This is a genomic window from Actinoplanes sp. NPDC089786 (genome assembly GCF_040684855.1).
GTDB lineage: Bacteria > Actinomycetota > Actinomycetes > Mycobacteriales > Micromonosporaceae > Actinoplanes.
Window position 1 is genome coordinate 131,825 of sequence record NZ_JBFBGU010000001.1, and the last position, 17,557, is coordinate 149,381.

Below are 17,557 nucleotides of genomic sequence, written 5' to 3' on the forward strand. Positions count from 1 at the left end.
AGGTTGGCCCGTTCGGGCGACGGCAAATGGGACATTTGGACATACCCTCAAACGCCCGGCCGGCATTCTGGCCGACCCTCCGCCAGGCGGCCGGAGGGCCGGCCGGCGCAGCTCAGAGGTCGAACTCGCCGTCCTTGGCCCCACCGACGAACGCGTCCCATTCGGCGGCGGTGAAGATCAATGCCGGGCCGGACGGGTTCTTCGAGTCACGGACCGCGATCGCGTGCTCGACGAACGCGACCTCGACGCAGTTGTCGCAGTTGGGGCCGCTCCTGGTGCTCTTGAACCAGGCCGCGCGGCCTAGGTCGAGCCTGAATCCCTTGGTCGTGATCTCCACAATGGCTCCTCTACCAGCGACTCGATCAACTTTGTCGACTCATCCGGGCTCAGGGCGATCGAGCGGATGAGGTCGAAGATCGAGTGGTACTTCCGCAGCTCGTCTTCCTTCTCAAGGAAAAGCCCACCGGTGGCGTTCTCGACGTACACCACGTCCGGATCAACCTGATCGGGGAAATCCAGGATCGCGAAGGCGCCGTCCATGCCCGCATGCGCGCCGGCCGCGAACGGCAGCACCTGGAGAGTCACGTTGGGCAACTCCTGCGCCTCGAGCAGATGACGCAGCTGTTCCCGCATGACCTCCTCGCCACCGACCGGCCGGCTGAGCACCGCCTCGTCGAGCACCGCCCAGAGATAGATGGGATCTTCCTGGGTCAGCAACGACTGCCGGGCGAGCCGGACATGCACCCTGCGATCAATGTCCTTCGGCGTATCACTCGTTCGGGCGTCGCGGATCAGCGCCAGCGCGTACTCCTCGCTCTGCAGCAGACCGGGGATGACCAGCTGCTCGTACGCGCGGATCCCGCGGGCCGCGGCTTCGAGGCCGACGTACGCGCCGACGAGCACCGCGCTGTACGGATGCCACCACCCTTTTTGCCGCGCCTCGCGAGCGATCTGCACCAATTCCTCGGCTTCGCGAGTTCCCACGCGATAAATGTCCAACATGTCGGCAACATCGCGGGGAGTTGCACTGTTATGTCCGGTTTCAATGCGGGACACTTTTGAGGGAGAACAGCCGATCCGCTCCGCCACCACCTCTATCGTGACTCCGGCTGCCTCGCGATATCGTCGCAGTTCCGCGCCCAGTCGGCGGCGGCGGATCGTCGGGCTTCGGCGGGGATTCACACGCCCAGTCTCGCGAATGATCGTCCGCCGATTCAACATCGTTTCGTGATCAAACAATCACGGACGGCTGACATGCAACTTGCATCGATACTGCGAGTAGTGCAATCTTCTGGGTATGGCCCAAGTCACTAAATGTTCTTGAGTGATCAGGTCACGCAAGCCCATGATCCCCTCATGGATTCGAATGTCCACCATGGAGTGATACGACTTTGCGACAGGTTGGTGCACCGAGAGGATGATTGACCTCCGGCAGGCTTGCAAAGGTGTACGAGCCGGGCACACTGGAGCATCGCCGGTCACCATGTGCGGCTGATCAATTCCACCCCGCAGACGAGATTCAGGACAGGAGAAGACGTGCTACCTCGGTCCGGCGATGTCATACACGTGACGAAGGCGGCGAGTGTCCAGTTCACGGCGCCGATGCTGTTCCGCGTGATTCGGGTGCACGATTGGCCGACGTACGACGGCTGGATCTGGCTGGACGGCTACGAGCTGAACTCGACCGGCGAAGCGGTGGAACGGCGCTCGATCTTCGTGCAGGTCAACGGATTGCGACAGGTGGGAAAGGCCCCTGATCCGCGTACCCGTAACGGCCGGCGTCCCGGGCAGAACACCGGAACGATCCGGGTCCGCTCCACCAACTGACCTGCCCCTCAGTTCTGGCCCCGCGTGCCGCCGATGCTCGGCGGAGCCTGCTGCGGCGCCGCGATGACCAGCGTGACCACGGTGTCCGGCGGGACCTCCTGGCCCTCCGCCGGATCGCTGTCGATCACCGTGCCGGCCGGGTTCTCGCTCGGCCGCACGATCGACCGGAACTTGAGACCACGCCTGGTCAGCGCCTCCTGCGCCTCCTGTTGGGACAGTCCGAGCAGCGCCGGCACGGTGATCTCGGTCGGGCCGGTCGGCTCGGTCGTGGTGGGCTCGGTGGTCGGCGGTGTCGTGGTCGGCTGATTAGTGGTGGTCGTGGTCGTGGTCCGCGGCGTCTGAACGCCCGGCGCCGAGATCTGTGGCACGGCCGGCGAATCGGAGGGCTCGTCGGAGTTCGTCGCGATCAGGTAGACACCCCAGCCCAGCGCGCCGAGCAGCACCAGGCCGACGATGCCGACCACGATCGGCAACCACCACTTGCCGCGCGGCTCGCGGGGTGAGCTGGTGGCCCAGTCGTCGGCGGAGGTCCAGTCCTCACGGGTCGGTCGCGGCGGACGCACCGTCGCCCGGCCGGCCCACGCGCCGTCATCCTTCACCGGCTCGCCGACCCTGGTCGCGTCCACGCTCGCCGACGAGTTGACCCTGGTCTCGTCCGCGCTCGCCGGCGCGTTCACTCTGGTCGCGTCCGCGCTCGCCGACGGGTTCACGGTGGTCTCGTCCGGGTGACCCGGCCGCACCCGTGTCCGATCATCATCATCGCCGTCATCGTCGAAGGGCGAGAACTGCCGTGTCTGGTCGGACATCGCCGCTCCCTCTCTCGCACACCCGGCGCCCGGGTCAACGTATCGAATCTTGCCGCCGTCGTGTGGCACCCGCGCGACAATGACGAACTCGCAGCCATCGGCACGTGCCGCTACAGTGCCCGCCATGGCCGCGAAGGGTTGGACGACACAGGTGGCCGCCGCGACCGGGGTGGCCGCCGCGACGGGCGCCGCACAGCTGGGCCTCGGCTACGGGCTCGGCGTAGTGGTGTGGCCGGTGACCCCCGGCGCCGACGACAGCATCTGGCTGGGCAGTCTCGGCTGGGCGACATGGATCGCCGCGAGCTCGACGGTGTTCGGCGCGATCATCGCCGCCGCGCTACGAGGCACTCGGCCCTCCGGGCCCTTGCGCGCCGGTCTGGCCTTCGCCGCCGGGATCGGTGCGCTGCTGACGGTCGCGCTGGTCGCGTTGCCGGCCCGCCTTGCTTCGGTACGCGCGGACGGCTTGAACCCCGAACAGACGGCAGCGCTGTACGCCGTGATCGGCATCGTCCTGGGCGTGCTCATCGCGTACTGGGCGGTGATCTCCGGTCCGGTCGCGGCCAACCTGATCGCCACCTCGGCCTACCTCTGGGCCCTGGCGGCGACCGCGATCGTGGTCGAGCTGACCGCCGGCCGCCCCGCCGCCACCTACCTGACCAGCTGGCAGTTCGCCAGCATCGCCGAAGATTCCCGGTACGGCGCGATCTACTGGCCCAGCGCCCTGATTACCCTGGGCGCGGCGTTCCTGCTCGGCGTACTCGCCGCGTGGCCAGCCGCCCGCCGGGGAAACCACGGCGTGGGTACGGCCGCATCCGGCGCCGTCGGCCCCACCCTGGTCGGCGCCGCCTTCCTCTTGCTGGCGCCCCAGCTCACGGGCGCGATCGGACAGCTCCAGTCGGCGTACCTGATCGCCCCCTACGCCGTCCTGGCCGGCCTCGCCGGCTCCGCCGTGGTGACCACCGCGGCCCACCGCCGAGCCGCCACCTCCCCTCCCGGCACTTCCCCTCCCGCCGCCCCGCCCACCGCCGGCGCACCCACGGATTACGACGATGACGACTGGTCCGAGGCCATCGGCCAACGCCCACCGTCCCGCACGAAGCGCACCCGCCCCGCCGCCGAGCCCACCCGCCAGGCCTCCGTGGGCTCCACCACCCGCCCGCCGCGCGAGTCCGTCCCAGGCCCCGCCGCCCGCCAGCCGTCCGCGAGCCCCGCGCCCCGGCAGTCGTCCCCGGCCTCCCCGCTCCGGCAGGCCCCCTCGAGCTCCTCGACCCGCGAGTCGTCCTCGACCCGCGAGTCGTCCTCGACCCGCGAGTCGTCCTCGACCCGCGAGTCGTCCTCGAGCCGCGAGTCGTCCTCGACCCGCGAGTCGTCCTCGAGCCCCGCCGCGCGTCAACCCGCCGCAGGCCCCACGCCCCGCGAGTCCTCCACGAGCTCCGCCAGGCGCCAGCCCTCCGCGAGCCCCGCGAGTTCGGACCCGGAGCCGGCGGGCGGAGCCGATGCTCCAGGCCGCCGGCAACCCGCCCCGCCTCCCGGGCAAGCACCTCCCGCCAGCGAAAAGCCTTCTCGCCGAGGCGGCCTCTTCGGCCGGCGCAAGCAGGACACCCCCGACGACGAGCCCGCCCTCGACCTCAAGCCGCCGACCTCGCCGCCTCCCGCGGAGAAGCCCTCCCGAGGCGGCCTCTTCGGCCGGCGCAGGCAGTCTTCCGCCGACGCCGACGCCGCTGGCGCTGGCGCTGGCGACGAGCCCACCGCCGACCTGGGCCGATCCAAGAACCCGTCGCCCACCCAGCTCGACCCATCAGCCCGGCAGTCAGGCCCGACGAAGCCTCCGGGTGCGCCGACGGCTCCGGGTACGACAGCCACCGCTCCGGGTGCGCCAACCGCCACTCCGGGCACGCCGACCGCCACTCCGTCAGCGCCCAAAACCGCGACAACAGCGCCCCCCAGCACTTCAGCGGAGCCCACCAGCGTGACAGGAGCGCCGACCAGGTCACCCGCGGCGTCGCCAAAGGCCCCGAACACCGCAGCACCGTCATCCCCGGCGCGAGCAGCGACCGAACCCGGCCCCGCCACCAAGCCTCCAGCACCCGCAGCCGACCCCTTCAAGCCGAGCGCGGTGAGCCGCCCTCGCAAGGGAACGTCGACCCGGAAGCAGACCACCCCACCCGCAGAGTCCCGGAACACCGACGAGCCGAAGGCCGACAATCCGCGCCCGGCCGATCCCGCACCGCGCAAGTCAACAGTCGCCGCCCCACCGGCAAGCCCTCCGATCGCCAAGATCAACCCGCCGCGAGAGCCTGACTGACCACAGCGCGCCAGCCCGACAGCACGCCAGCCCGACAGCGCACGAGCCGACAACGCGTGAGCCCAACAGCGCGCGCCCGCCGCCCGGCTCAGAGATCGAAGTTTTTCGATTGAGCGCGCCGCCACCTCCCCCACCCCGTCACTGGGTGGGCCGCCGACCGTAGCCTGCGAAAATGACGGTCTGACGACAATCCACAAAGCACAAGCGCCGCCCCCGACGAGCGGAGGCGGCGCCTGTGTAAGAACCAGAGGGTCAGGCCTGACGGATGGCCTCGCCCTCGATCTCGATCTTGATCTTCTTGCTGACCATGACGCCGCCGGACTCGAGGGCCATGTTCCAGGTCAGGCCCCAGTCCTCGCGGTCGATCTCGGTGGTGGCGCTGAAACCGAAGACGTCGAAGCCGTAGGGGCTCTTGCCGGCGCCCTCGAACTCGACCTTCAGCTCGACCGGCTTGGTGATGTCCTTGATCGTGAGCTCGCCGTTGAGGACGAACTCGCCGTTGTCCCAGGACTTGAGGCCGGTGCTGCGGAAGTCGATGGTCGGGTACTTCTCGGAGTCGAAGAAGTCGCCGCTGCGCAGGTGGTTGTCGCGGTCGGCGGCGTTGGTGTTGATGCTCGCGGTCTGGATCGACGCGGTGACGGAGGACTGCAGCGGGTCCTCGCCGACGACGATCGTGGCCTCGGCGGTCTCGAAGTTGCCACGCACCTTGCTGACCATCAGGTGTCGTGCCACGAAGCCGACGCGCTTGTGGTTGGCGTCGAGCAGGTAGGTGCCGGCGGCCGGGACCTGGAGGCCCTGGAACTCGCGCGGACCGGTGGCGACAGACTCGGTCATGACTGGATCTCCTTGAAGCGACGATGAGGGAAGGATGTTTGCGTGACGTAGCAACTATATCTCGCGCAATATTCCCCCTGTCAAGTGTCTGTTACAGTTGACAGGGTGAACGTCGACCTGTCAGACCCCCGCTTCACGGCCATCGGCTTGCTGACCGAGGCCTTCACCGGCCTGCGCGGCCACTTCGAGGCCCAACTCGACCAGCACCGGCTGTCGATCGTCGAGTTCGAGGTGCTGATGCGACTGGCCCGCACGCCCAGCCACCGGCTGCGGATGACCGACCTGGCCGGCCAGACCTCCCTGTCCACCAGCGGGGTGACCCGGGTGGTCGACCGGATGGACCGTGACGGCCTGATTCGTCGCGAGGCGTGCTCGGCCGACCGGCGCAGTTCGTACGCGGTGATCACCGACGCCGGCCTGGAACGGCTCGACGCCCTGCTGCCCGAGCACCTGGAGATCATTCAGCGCTGGCTGGTCGACCCGCTCTCGCCCGGGCAACTGGACGCGCTGCTCGAGGGACTGCGCAAGATTCGCGATGCGGTCAACCCGTGCGCGACGGCGGGAACCGGCGAACCGGCAGAACTACCGGCAGAACCCGCCAGCGCCTAGGGCATACGGGGCGAATCGCCCGAATCCGGCTACTGATCGCCGCTAGGGTGATCACCGCAAGGGGGATGCGGCGGACCGAGGTCGGTTTGGCGGGGCGACGGGGGAGCCATCGTTTTCGCCGCGTACCGGTGGGGCGTTGTGACGGCCGGCGCTGTGGGGGGCCACAGAGAGCGCCGGCCGTCTCACGCCAGGGCCTCACTCCAGCCGGGCTCTCTCATGCGGCAGCAACACGATGCCGCCCGCAGTGCAGATCTCGTCGAGGCGTGACAACGCCGCCTCCCGCTGATCGGGGTCGGGCGTCGTCGCGGCCAGCCCGACCAGCGCCTCGACCACATCCCGAGGATCCACATCTCCGGCGTACGCGTCGGCGGCGCGGGCGTAGCACTCAGCCGCACGCTTCTGATCGCCGGTGGCCATGGCGATCGCCGCCTCGACCATGGCGGCCGGCCCGTCCAGGAAGCCGCCCCCAGGGCCGTCCGAGGAAAGCGGGCCGTCCGAGGGAGAAGGGCCGTCGGACGCCGGGCTCAGCTCGGCCAGCATCGCCTCGGCCTCGTCGACCCGCCCCCACTCGGCCAGCGCCAGCCCGATCCGGCCGATCACCCGCCGACGGTGCATCGGGTCGCCGAGCACCTCGAGCTCGGCCACCGCCTGGCGGCCGAGCATCTCCGCCTCGCCGAACTCGCGGTCGAGCCGGGCCACCTCGGCCAGGTTGGCCCGGGCCAGGGCCTGCAGCCGGTGTTCGCCGCAGCGGGCGGCCAGCCGGTCGACGGCGGCCAGCCGCTCGCGGGCCGCGGCCAGGTCGCCGATCCGGATTTCGTGCCAGGTCAGGTTGTTCTCGGCGACGGCCATGTCGCGCACCCGGCCGGTCTCGCGGGCCAGTTCGAGCGCCGCGACGCCGTGCCGGCGGGCCTGGTCGAAGCCGTCCTTGGCCATCCACAGTGCCGCCAGCTGGGTGTGTGCGGCGAGCTGACCCTCGATCACGCCCAGCCGCTCGAAGTCGGCCAGCGCCTCGGCGGCCGAGACGATCTCGTCGCCGTCCGGGCTCGGCCGCGCGGCCAGCTGGGCCAGGCCGATCTTGGCCCAGGCGCGGACCACCGGGTCGGCGGAGGCGGTACGCGGATCGTCCAGCAACCGCCGGAGCCACTGCCGGCCGGTCACGTCCCGGCCCCGGAACCGCCACCAGCGCGGCAGGGCGGCGGCCAGCCGCAGGGCAGTGCGTGGATCTTCGGACGCCGCGAAGGCCAGGGCGGCGCCGACGTCACCGGCGACGTCGTCGAGCCGGTTCGCCGCCTCGGCCAGGTGAGGGCCGACGAGCTGCGGCGCGATGCCCTCGGCCAGGTCGGCGATCACCTCGGCATGGCGCTGCCGGCCACCGGGCAGCTCGCCCTCGGCCGCCGCCTGCTCGGCCGCGTAGTCGCGCACCACGTCGAGCAGCCGGAACCGGAATACCCCGCTCCCCCGGACGCTGAGCAGTCCCAGCTCCAGGAGGCGGTCGAGCAGGTGGACGACGTCGGTGTCGCCGGCGCGGCCGGGCTCGATCATCTGCTCGGCCAGCGACACCGACCAGCGGTGCCGGAACAGGCCGAGGCGGCGCAGGGCGTACTGCTCCTCGGTGGCGAGCAGGTGGTAGCTGGCGGCGACCGCGTCGCGCAACGACACCGCGTCGTCGCCGGGCCGGCCGGTCAGGTCGAGGAGACGGTCGCCGTAGCGGTGCAGGATCTCGGCCACGGTCAGCACCCGGCCGTGCGCGGCGGCCAGTTCGATCGCCATCGGCAGGCCGCCCAGCCGGCGGACCAGGGTGGCCAGGGGCTCCACCTCGTCGGGCGTGACCGGCTCACGGCGTACCCGGGCCAGGCGGTCGAGGAACAACGCGACCGCGGGAAAGTCGCTGACCTCGGCCAGCGTGCGGGCCGACTCGGGCGGCGCGACGAGAGGCGCGAGCGACCAGACCCGTTCGGCCGGCAGCCCGATCGGGTGGCGGCCGGTGGTGATGAAACGCAGCGTGGGCACGCGTTCGAGCAGCTTGGACAGCGCCTCGGCGACGGCCTCGGGCGATCGCTCGACCGCGTCGATGAGCAGCACCCCGGAGGTGCCGGCGAAGCGGGCCGACAGGTCTTCGAAGCGGCCGACGCCGAAGACCGCGGCGACCGTGCTCAGGATGTCGCCGGTCGCGAAGCCGTCGGTGACGACCAGGCCGGCCACGCCGCCCGAGTGCGCGTCGACCACGCGGTGGCAGACGGAGAGGGCGAGCGCGGTCTTGCCGACGCCGGCCAGACCGACCAGGGTGACCACGCGCGGGTGCCGGACCGGGCCGGTGAGCAGGTCGGCGAGTTCGGCGGCGTCGGCGTCGCGGCCGATCAGCTCGGCCGAGGGCGGCAGCCGGACGTAGCGCTGGGCCGGGATCGGATCGGCGCTCTGGCCGCGCGCGGCGAGCAGGAACGCGTGCCGATCGGCCCCGGTCAGGGCGAGGGCGTTGGCCAGCAGTTCGACGGTGGTGCGTTGGGGCCGGGAGGCGCGGCCGCGCTCCAGGTCACGGACCGTACGCACGCCGACGCCGGCCCGCTGGGCGAGTTCGTCCTGGGTCAGCCGGGCCTGTCGGCGATGACCGCCCAGCATGGCCCCGAATCCCGGACCGTCGACACGGTCCGCCCCGTGATCAGATGCCATGCCCATGAACCTAGGCATGTCGATCGATGCATGTCGCCCGCTATCAGGCTAGTTGTCCGGGAACGCACCCACTTGGGTCGGAATACCGACAGGAAACTTACGCTCCCCGTGCACCTTAACGATCGCTCAGAGTCCCAGGTCGCGTGCGATGAGCATCCGTTGTACCTCGGACGTGCCTTCCCCGACCTCAAGGATCTTGGCGTCCCGGTAGAACCGGCCGACCGCCGACTCGTTCATGAAGCCGTACCCGCCGTGCACCTGGGTGGCGTACCGGGCGTTCTCCATGGCCGCGTTGCTGGCGTGCAGCTTGGCCACCGCCGCCTTGGCCTTGAAGTCCTGACCGGCGATCATCCGGGCGGCCGCGTCGTAGTAGGCCAGCCGCGCCGTGTGTGCCCGCAGCTCCATGTCGGCGATCATGAACTTCACGGCCTGGAAGTTGCCGATGGTCCGGCCGAAGGCCTCACGCTGGTTCGCGTACGCCACGGACTCGTCCACGCAGCCCTGGGCGAGCCCGACCGACAGCGCCGCGATCGCGATCCGTCCCTCGTCGAGGATCCGCAGGAACTGGGCGAAGCCGCGGCCGCGCTCGCCGAGCAGGTTCGCGGCCGGCACCCGGACGTCGTCGAAGGACAGCTCGTGGGTGTCCGAGGCACACCAGCCGACCTTGTCGTACGCCGGCGCGACGGTGAAGCCGGGCGTACCCGAGGGCACGATGATGGTGGACAGCTCCTTGCTGCCGTCCGGGTTGACGCCGGTCACCGCCGCCACCGTGACCAGGACCGTGATGTCGGTGCCCGAGTTGGTGATGAACGCCTTGGTGCCGTTGATCACCCACTCGCCGGTTGCCTCGTCGAGCCGCGCCCGGGTGGTGGTGCCGCCGGCGTCCGAGCCGAAGCCCGGCTCGGTGAGACCGAAGGCCGCCAGGGCCTCGCCCGAGCACAGTTGCGGCAGCCAGCGGGACCGCTGTTCCGGCGTACCGAAGCGGTAGATCGGCATCGCGCCCAGCGAGACCGCCGCCTCCAGGGTGACCGCGACGGAGCTGTCGATCCGGGCCAGTTCCTCGAGGGCGAGGCAGAGCGCGAAGTAGTCGCCGCCCATGCCACCGTGCTCCTCGGGGAAGGGCAGGCCGAACAGGCCCATCTTGGCCATCTGCCGGACCAGGTCGTACGGGAACGTGTGTTGCGCGTAGTGCTCGGCGATGACCGGCGCGACCTGTTCACGTGCGAACTCCCGCACGCTCTCACGCAGCGCCTCCTGCTCCTCGCTGAGCCGGAAGTCGACCATGACTGCTCCCTTACACCGGTGTGACGCCGTGCCGGCGCCGAGAGAAGAAACGTTCCTTGCCACGCGCGGCCGCGAACCGGCGGATCAACTCGGTCCGCAGGTCGGCGGGCGCCACGATGGCGTCGATGACCAGCTCGGAGGCCAGCCGCACGATGTCGATGTCGCGCTCGTACTCGGCGCGCCTGGTGGCGACGAACTCGGCCCGCTCGGCCTCGTCCTCGATCGCCGCGATCTTGTTGGCGTACACCGCGTTGACGGCCGCGTCCGCGCCCATCACGGCGATCTTGGCGGTGGGCAGGGCGATGGTCGCGTCCGGCTCGAAACCGGGGCCGGCCATCGCGTACAGCCCGGCGCCATAGGCCTTGCGGACCACGACGCAGATCTTGGGTACGGTCGCCTCGCTGATCGCCGTGATCATCTTGGCGCCGTGCCGGATGATGCCCTGCTTCTCGACCGCCGTGCCGACCATGAACCCGGGCACGTCGGACAGGAAGAGCAGCGGGACGTTGAACGCGTCGCACAACTGCACGAAGCGGCTGGCCTTGTCGGCCGAGTCGACGAAGAGCACGCCGCCCTTGAACATCGAGTTGTTGCCGACGACGCCGACGACCTCGCCGTTCAGCCGCGCGAAGCCGATCGTCAGCTCACGGGCCCAGAGCGCCTGGATCTCGAAGAACGACCCCTCGTCGACGATCCCCTTGACGTACTTGCGCATGTCGAAGGCCTGCCGCTCGCTGACCGGGACCAACGCTTCGAGGTCCACAGTGGCCGGCTCGGCCGCCGACGCCGACGGCGGCTTGCCCTGCCAGTTGCCGGGCAGGTAGGAAAGGTAGTTCCGGACCACGTCGAGCGCGTCCTGCTCGGTCTTGCAGAGGAAGTGGCCGACGCCGGACTCGGCGCAGTGCACCCGGGCGCCGCCCATCGCCTCCAGCGTCGTCTTCTCGCCGGTGACCATCTCGACCATGCGGTCCGAGCCGAGGTACATGCTCGCGTTGCCCTCGACCATGGCCACCACGTCGCAGAACGCCGGGATGTAGGCCCCGCCGGCCGCGGACGGCCCGAACAGCGCGCAGACCTGAGGGATCGAGCCGGACGCCTTGACCTGGTTGTGGAAGATCTTGCCGGCGCCGCGACGGCCGGGGAAGAGGTCGACCTGGTCGGTGATGCGCGCGCCGGCCGAGTCGACGAGATAGACCATGGGTACGCCGTCCGCGTACGCCCGCTCGATGACCCGGATGATCTTCTCGACCGTCCGGGCGCCCCACGAGCCCGCCTTGACCGTCGAGTCGTTGGCCATCACGCCCACCGGCCGGCCGTCGATCTTCGCGGTTCCGGTGATCACGCCGTCGGCGGGCAGGCCCTCGGCCAGACTGTTGGCGTAGAGCCCGTCCTCGACGAACGAACCCTCATCGGTGAGCAGCCTGATCCGCTCCCGGGCGAAGAGTTTGCCCTTCGCCGCGTTGGCCGCGTGATAGCGCTCGGCGCCACCCGCCTCGACCCGCTTGCGGGTCTGCGCCAACGCCTCGTACTCGGCTGTCACTGTGCCCCCTGACGTCGTAACCTGAACGATCGTTAGGGTAGCGTAGCGCGCCCAGCACCGGAAGGGAGCCTCCGCCGGCTGCGGAGGCTCCCTTCCGTTTTATTGGTCACCGGCGCTGTGGAGGAGCACCGGCTTCATCCGACGCCGCGAGGCGCCGGCTCGGGTCGCACCCGGGACCGGTGCGACCCGCGCCTTTCAGGGTGTTACCGGGTGAGCGTCAGCCCAGGCCGCCGAGCAGACCGTTGGTCAGGCCCGCGACGTTGGCGTTGTTGCCGCCCAGGCCGCCGGTCACGCTGTCGACCGCGGAACCCTCGGTCGCCGCCGACTTGGCGTGCGCCTTGCCGGCCTTGCGCGGCGCGTCGCCGTACTTGTCGCCGTTGTTGCCGGCGTAGTCGTCGTCGCCGTTGTTGCCACCGTTGTTGCCACCGTTGTTGCCACCGTGGTGGTGGTGACCATCGTCGTCACCGTCGTGGTCGGCGTCGTAGTCGTCGTCGTTGCCGTTGTCGCCACCGTTGCCACCGCCCTGGTGACCACCGTTGCCGCCGTTGCCACCGAAGTCGTTGCCGCAGTCGGCAGCGGCGTTGGCCGCACCCAGCACGCCCAGCGCGTTGCCGCACAGGTTCAGGCCGAGGTCGACCGGCGCGGCGATCTGGGCGCCGTTCGCGATGCCGACGTTGTTGTGCGAGTCCTGCTTGATGTCGTCGTTGCCACCGCTCTCGACGTTCTTCGAGGCGCCGGCGGCGTGCGAGGCGCCGGCCACGGACACGGCGTTGCCGGTCACGTTGGCGAAGCCGTTGATCGGGGCGGCGAGCTGCAGGCCGTTGAGGGCACCGAAGTTGTCGTAGGTGACCTGCTCGATGCCGCTCTCCTGCTTGCCCTTGCCCTTGCCCTGCCCGCCGAAGAGGTTCCAGCAGGCGGCCTGGCCGTTGGCGAAGCCGAGCACGGAGGCCGAGTTGCCGCAGACGTTCGCGCCGAGGTTGATCGGAGCGTAGATCTGGGCGCCGTTGAGCAGCCCGTAGTTGCTGTGCGAGAGCTGGGTCGGGTCGCCCCCGCCCTTCTTCTCGGTGGTGGCGCTCTCCTTGGACTTGCCCTTGGAGTGGCCACCGAAGCTGTTCACGCCGGTGCCGGCCGCCTGGGCCCCGCCGGCCGCCGCGACGGCGTTGCCGACGACGTTCACGCCGCCGTCGACCGGGATGAGGACCTGCGCGCCGTTCAGGGCGCCGTAGTTCTTGGTCGACTTCTGCTTGTAGGAGCCGCCCTCGAACACGTTGCCGCAGGCGGCCTGGCCACTGGCCCAGCCGAGCGCGGAGATGGCGTTGCCGCAGACGTTCGCGCCCAGGTCGATCGGCGCGGCGGCCTGGATGCCGTTGCCGATGCCGTAGTTCCAGGACGTGTCCTGCGAGACCTTGTCGTCCGCGTGCGCGGCGTTGGCCGAGGTGAACAGCAGGGCGCCCGCGGCCAGGACACCGACGCTCAGAGTCTTGCGAACCCAAGTCTTCATGAGAAAATAGTGCCTTTCAGAATGTAAGCAGAATGTGATTGCACATATTCAGTTGGCGTTTCGCGGAACGGTGCATAGGGGCGCAGCGGTGCCCGGCATCAATTGCTGGAACCTGACTCCGCTTGTCGACGTGCGCCCAACAGCGGTGGAATGTGACGTGAACCGGCCGGAATGTGATTCGCCGTTTGTGCGCAAACGGTCAGGGAATCGAGGCGGCGGTCACTCAGTCAGGTGAGACGGTCGGTGCCTCGGCGTCGTGCCGCCGGACCTCGACATCGGTCGCCTGGAGCAGCCGGTGGGAAGCCACCGAACCGCTCGCGACCGCGGCCGGGAGGAAGGCCGCTGAGCCACCCTCCGTCGGAGCACCCGACGCGTTGGTCGAGATGCCGCTGAGTGCCCCGAACTGCACCTGCGGGGATGCGGGGAGATCGCCACCACCGGGCGTGCGGCCCGGCTCGGCCGCCGTGATGGCGTGCCTGGTGATCGCGTGCCGCGTGCCTGCGGACGCCTTCGGTGCCGCGGCGTCGTGCGGCCCGGCCGGCTGGCTCGGGGACACGACGTGCGCGGGCGGTGCTGGGTCCGCGATCCGGGTCGCCACCGCGTCGGTCACCGGCGACTCGGCCGGTGCCGGGCGCCGCGACTCGGTCTCGTCCGCCTCAGGGGCGGCCGGAAGGGCCTGGGCCGATCCGGGAACCGGGTCCGGTGTCCGGGTGAGCGGTGCCGCCACCGGGGCGATCTGCTCGGGATCCGTGGCGCCGTCGGTGAGACGGCTGGGGCCGGTCAGATCCCGGACGACGTGATCGGCCGTGCTGAGCACGGGCGCCGCGTCGTCCTTGGCGTGTGCCACCGCGCCGACGACCTTGAGCGGCTCGTCGAGGACGGCGGTGACACGCCGGTCTTTCCTGGTCGCCGGGCGGTCCGTGTCCAGCGGCCGGGCGGCCGCCTGCAGGACCCGGTCAACCGGCGTCTCGGTGCTGCTGCCGGTCAGGACCGTGCCGACCAGCGACGACACCTCGGTCGCCGGGTCGTGGTCCGCGGCCTGAGCGGCGGCTCCGGTGAGCAGCCAGGCAGCGCCGGCGAGGCCACCGATGACAAACGCACGCAGTGCCCAACGCCGTCCGCGCCGCTCCGCCCCCTGGCTGTGGGGCGGCATGGGCGTGGTCGGGGCGCTGGTGGGCGCGACGGACGACGCGAGCGTCCCGAGCGGCGTGCGCTCGATCACCCACCCCGTCATGTCCCACCCCTTTGTCGTCGGTCCCCTGCCGAACGGCCCATATCGGCCACTCGGTATGGGTAACGAAACGACAGAGGCGGGGTCACGCCGACAAATAGTAAAAATAATCGGGCCGGGAATTACACCGTTCGCGTCCGCGGTCCGGCCCGGAGAACACCGGACGGCAGTTGTTTGCCCAACAGTTTCTCGGCCAACTCGGCGACCTCGATCAGAGCGTCCAGGTCGATTCCGGTGTCCAGGCCCATGTCGTGCAGCATGTGGACCACCTCTTCCGTGGCCACGTTGCCGGAGGCGCCCGGCGCGTACGGGCAGCCGCCGATCCCGCCGACGCTGGCGTCGAACTCGGTCACGCCCAGGTCGAGCGCGGTGAGGATGTTGGCCAGCCCGGTACCCCGGGTGTTGTGGAAGTGCAGCAGGTCCGGGCGTACCGCGGACAGCAGGTCGCGCACCCGTCGCGGGGTGGCCATCCCGGTGGTGTCGCCGAACGCGATCCGGTCGGCGCCGTCGGCCCGCACCCGGGCCACGATGCCGGCCACCCGGTCGGGGTCGATGTCGCCCTCGAACGGGCACCCGAAGCTGGTCGCCACGATCACCTCGAGCGTGGCGCCGGCCTCGTGCACCAGCGGGATCAGGGCGGTGATGTCGTCCAGCGACTCGGCGGTGGAGCGGTTGAGGTTGCGGCGGTTGTGCGTGTCGCTGGCCGAGACGACGACCTCGATCTCACCGAAGCCGGCCGCGAGGGCCCGCTGGGCGCCCCGCGTGTTGGGGATCAGCGCCGACCAGCGGATCTCGGGACGCTTCGCGACCCGAGCCCACACCTCGTCGGCGTCGGCCATCTGCGGGATCGCCTTGGGATGCACGAACGACACCGCCTCGATCCGGCGTACGCCCGTGCCGCCCAGCGCGTCGATGAGCCGCACCTTGCTGTCGGTCGAGATGGGCTCCTCGTTCTGGAGCCCGTCCCGGGGTGCCACCTCACGGATCGAGATCATCACGATCACCTCATCCTGGCGACGATGCCCGTGTCGTAGTCGCCGCTGGTGAACTCGGGGTTGTCCAGCAGCTCGGTGAAGAACGGCAGGTTGTTCTTGGGACCGGCGATCTGGAAGCCGGCCACCGCGGTCCGGGCCCGGGCGATCGCCTCGGCGCGGTCGGCGGCGTACACGATCAGCTTGGCCATCAGCGAGTCGTAGTGGGGCGTGACGGTCAGGTCGGGCGCGTACCCGGAGTCGACCCGGACGCCCTCACCGGTCGGCTCGACCCAGGTGGTGATGTGGCCGGGGCCGGGGAAGAACCGCTTCGGGTCCTCGGCGTTCACCCGCAGCTCGATGGCGTGGCCGCTGGTGGTCAGCGCGTCCGGGTCGAAGGTGGGCGGCAGGCCGCTCGCGATCCGCAGCTGCTCCTCGACCAGGTCGATGCCGTGGATCAGCTCGGTGATCGGGTGTTCGACCTGAAGCCGGGTGTTCATCTCGAGGAAGAAGAACTCGCCGGTGGCCGGGTCGAGCAGGCACTCGACCGTGCCCGCGTTGCGGTAGCCCACCGCCTCGCCGGCCAGCACCGCGGCGGCCAGGAAGCGTTTCCGCAGCTCGGGGCTCACCGCCGGGGACGGCGCCTCTTCCACCAGCTTCTGGTTACGCCGCTGCACCGAGCATTCGCGCTCGCTCAGGGCGATCACCCGGCCGTCGGCCAGGCCGAGGATCTGCACCTCGACGTGGCGTACCCGGGGGAAATAGCGCTCCAGCAACACCGAGCCGTCGCCGAAGGTCCGCTCCGCGAACGCGGAGACCTGGTCGAACGCCTTGCGCAACCCGGCCTCGTCCTCGGCCACCGCCATGCCCATGCCGCCGCCGCCGGCCGACGCCTTGACCATGACCGGGTAGCCGATGCCGGCGGCGACCGCGTCGTCGGCCGAACCGGCGGGATCCTGGGTGCCGGGCGCGACCGGGACCCCGGCAGCGGCCATCAGATTGCGCGCGTTGATCTTGTCACCCATCGCGGTGATCGCGTCGGCGCCCGGCCCGACCCAGACCAGGCCGCCGGCCTCGACGGCGCGGGCAAAAGCCGCGTTTTCGCTCAGGAAGCCGTAGCCGGGGTGGATCGCCTGGGCGCCGGTGGACGCGGCGGCGGCCAGGATCGCCTCGGCGTTGCGGTAGCTCTGAGCCGGCGCCGCCGGGCCGATCGCGACCGACTCGTCGGCCTCCAGCACGAACGGCAGGCCGGCGTCGGGCTCCGAATGGACCGCGACGGTGCGGATGCCGAGGCGCTTCGCGGTGCGGATGATCCGCCGCGCGATCTCGCCGCGGTTGGCCACCAGCAGGGATTCGATCACTCCTGGGCCCGTCCTTCGAGGGCGCAGGCCGCCGCCGTACGCAGCAGAGCCGCCGCACGCTGCCGCTCGACCTCGTCGCCGAGGAACGGCGTGGAGTTCATCAGGCCGAACGCGGCGTGGGCGAGCACCCGGGCCTCGCCACCGTTCAGCTCGGGCCGCAGGGTCGCCAGCACGCCCACCCACTCCTCGACGTACTGACGCTGGAGGCGGCGGATCTGCCGGCGCGGCTCCTCGGGCAGCCGGTCGAGCTCGTGCAGGTGCAGCGCGATCACCGCCGGATTGGCCAGCGCGAACTCGACGTGGAAGGCGATCAGGTCGGTCAGCGCGGCGTGCGCGTCGTCGGGGTGGCGGGTCACCCGCTCGCGGCCGCCGTGGAGCAGGCCCTCGCTCACCGGGATCAGGGCGGCGACCAGCATCGCCTCCTTGCCGGCGAAGTGGTGGTAGAGCGCCGGCCCGGTGACCCCGGCGGCCGAACCGATGTCGTCCATCGAGACGCCGTGGTAGCCCTTGGCGGCGAAAAGGCCGACCGCGATGTCGAGGATCTCGTCGCGCCGCGACCGCCGGCGTGGTGCGGGCGGGCCCGGCCGCTGCTGCTGATCTACCGTCACCGGAAAACAATAA

At 70.5% G+C, this 17,557-nt stretch carries 15 protein-coding genes; 3 read left to right on the forward strand and 12 right to left on the reverse strand.

The features are described 5' to 3' along the window. Positions 1-112 precede the first annotated feature (112 nt). Both AB0O15_RS00655 and AB0O15_RS00660 read right to left on the reverse strand, forming a co-directional pair. Positions 113-331: a DUF397 domain-containing protein gene (locus tag AB0O15_RS00655; protein ID WP_364316912.1), complete on the reverse strand. Its 219-nt coding sequence runs from the start codon at positions 329-331 to the stop codon at positions 113-115. Continuing rightward, a complete protein-coding gene (locus AB0O15_RS00660; protein ID WP_364312130.1) occupies positions 301-1,182 on the reverse strand; it encodes a helix-turn-helix transcriptional regulator in 882 nt (293 codons plus the stop codon). The genes AB0O15_RS00655 and AB0O15_RS00660 overlap by 31 nt, the downstream gene beginning before the upstream one ends. A 354-nt stretch (positions 1,183-1,536) precedes the next feature. On the opposite strand from AB0O15_RS00660, the gene AB0O15_RS00665 reads away from it, so the two are divergent. Then, the gene (locus AB0O15_RS00665) at positions 1,537-1,827 is read left to right on the forward strand and encodes a hypothetical protein (protein WP_364312133.1); all 291 of its coding nucleotides are present in this window, start codon (positions 1,537-1,539) and stop codon (positions 1,825-1,827) included. Positions 1,828-1,835: 8 nt separating this feature from the next. Here AB0O15_RS00665 and AB0O15_RS00670 read toward each other — a convergent pair whose 3' ends face one another. Next, positions 1,836-2,633 (reverse strand): PASTA domain-containing protein, encoded by a 798-nt coding sequence (locus AB0O15_RS00670; RefSeq protein WP_364312135.1) that lies wholly within the window; start codon positions 2,631-2,633, stop codon positions 1,836-1,838. Between the two features lie 124 nt (positions 2,634-2,757). Between AB0O15_RS00670 and AB0O15_RS00675 the strand changes: the two genes are divergently transcribed. Next, positions 2,758-4,938, forward strand: coding sequence for a hypothetical protein (locus AB0O15_RS00675; protein ID WP_364312137.1), 2,181 nt, complete (start codon positions 2,758-2,760; stop codon positions 4,936-4,938). Positions 4,939-5,190: 252 nt separating this feature from the next. Here the strand turns inward: AB0O15_RS00675 and AB0O15_RS00680 are convergent, their stop codons facing one another. Continuing rightward, complete coding sequence (locus AB0O15_RS00680) at positions 5,191-5,772, reverse strand: YceI family protein (protein ID WP_364312138.1); 582 nt, start codon at positions 5,770-5,772, stop codon at positions 5,191-5,193. A gap of 105 nt (positions 5,773-5,877) precedes the next feature. Between AB0O15_RS00680 and AB0O15_RS00685 the strand changes: the two genes are divergently transcribed. Continuing rightward, positions 5,878-6,381 carry a MarR family transcriptional regulator gene (locus AB0O15_RS00685; RefSeq protein ID WP_364312140.1) on the forward strand — a complete coding sequence of 168 codons (504 nt, stop codon included), beginning with the start codon at positions 5,878-5,880 and terminating at the stop codon, positions 6,379-6,381. A gap of 195 nt (positions 6,382-6,576) precedes the next feature. Here AB0O15_RS00685 and AB0O15_RS00690 read toward each other — a convergent pair whose 3' ends face one another. The 8 genes from AB0O15_RS00690 to AB0O15_RS00725 all read right to left on the reverse strand — a co-directional run bounded on the left by AB0O15_RS00690 (position 6,577) and on the right by AB0O15_RS00725 (position 17,544). Continuing rightward, positions 6,577-9,048: a helix-turn-helix domain-containing protein gene (locus tag AB0O15_RS00690; RefSeq protein ID WP_364312143.1), complete on the reverse strand. Its 2,472-nt coding sequence runs from the start codon at positions 9,046-9,048 to the stop codon at positions 6,577-6,579. Between the two features lie 126 nt (positions 9,049-9,174). Beyond that, the gene (locus AB0O15_RS00695; protein ID WP_364312146.1) at positions 9,175-10,332 is read right to left on the reverse strand and encodes an acyl-CoA dehydrogenase family protein; all 1,158 of its coding nucleotides are present in this window, start codon (positions 10,330-10,332) and stop codon (positions 9,175-9,177) included. A 10-nt stretch (positions 10,333-10,342) separates the two neighbouring features. Then, positions 10,343-11,872, reverse strand: a complete 1,530-nt coding sequence (locus AB0O15_RS00700) for an acyl-CoA carboxylase subunit beta (RefSeq protein WP_364312149.1) — start codon at positions 11,870-11,872, stop codon at positions 10,343-10,345. Positions 11,873-12,089: 217 nt separating this feature from the next. Next, a complete protein-coding gene (locus tag AB0O15_RS00705) occupies positions 12,090-13,373 on the reverse strand; it encodes a chaplin family protein (protein ID WP_364312152.1) in 1,284 nt (427 codons plus the stop codon). Positions 13,374-13,596: 223 nt separating this feature from the next. Next, positions 13,597-14,607 carry a hypothetical protein gene (locus AB0O15_RS00710; protein WP_364312154.1) on the reverse strand — a complete coding sequence of 337 codons (1,011 nt, stop codon included), beginning with the start codon at positions 14,605-14,607 and terminating at the stop codon, positions 13,597-13,599. Positions 14,608-14,726: 119 nt separating this feature from the next. Further along, positions 14,727-15,608 (reverse strand): hydroxymethylglutaryl-CoA lyase, encoded by an 882-nt coding sequence (locus tag AB0O15_RS00715; RefSeq protein WP_364312155.1) that lies wholly within the window; start codon positions 15,606-15,608, stop codon positions 14,727-14,729. After that, positions 15,605-16,936 carry a biotin carboxylase N-terminal domain-containing protein gene (locus AB0O15_RS00720; protein WP_364312158.1) on the reverse strand — a complete coding sequence of 444 codons (1,332 nt, stop codon included), beginning with the start codon at positions 16,934-16,936 and terminating at the stop codon, positions 15,605-15,607. The genes AB0O15_RS00715 and AB0O15_RS00720 overlap by 4 nt, the downstream gene beginning before the upstream one ends. Beyond that, complete coding sequence (locus AB0O15_RS00725; protein WP_364312161.1) at positions 16,933-17,544, reverse strand: helix-turn-helix domain-containing protein; 612 nt, start codon at positions 17,542-17,544, stop codon at positions 16,933-16,935. The genes AB0O15_RS00720 and AB0O15_RS00725 overlap by 4 nt, the downstream gene beginning before the upstream one ends. Between the last annotated feature and the right edge of the window lie 13 nt (positions 17,545-17,557).

Bases quoted from the DNA above. Each gene is read 5' to 3' on its own strand.
- AB0O15_RS00710 (WP_364312154.1), bottom strand. From the start codon at position 14,607: ATGACGGGGTGGGTGATCGAGCGCACGCCGCTCGGGACGCTCGCGTCG.
- AB0O15_RS00680 (WP_364312138.1), bottom strand. From the start codon at position 5,772: ATGACCGAGTCTGTCGCCACCGGTCCGCGCGAGTTCCAGGGCCTCCAG.
- AB0O15_RS00670 (WP_364312135.1), bottom strand. From the start codon at position 2,633: ATGTCCGACCAGACACGGCAGTTCTCGCCCTTCGACGATGACGGCGAT.
- AB0O15_RS00705 (WP_364312152.1), bottom strand. From the start codon at position 13,373: ATGAAGACTTGGGTTCGCAAGACTCTGAGCGTCGGTGTCCTGGCCGCG.
- AB0O15_RS00675 (WP_364312137.1), top strand. From the start codon at position 2,758: ATGGCCGCGAAGGGTTGGACGACACAGGTGGCCGCCGCGACCGGGGTG.
- AB0O15_RS00690 (WP_364312143.1), bottom strand. From the start codon at position 9,048: ATGGCATCTGATCACGGGGCGGACCGTGTCGACGGTCCGGGATTCGGG.
- AB0O15_RS00695 (WP_364312146.1), bottom strand. From the start codon at position 10,332: ATGGTCGACTTCCGGCTCAGCGAGGAGCAGGAGGCGCTGCGTGAGAGC.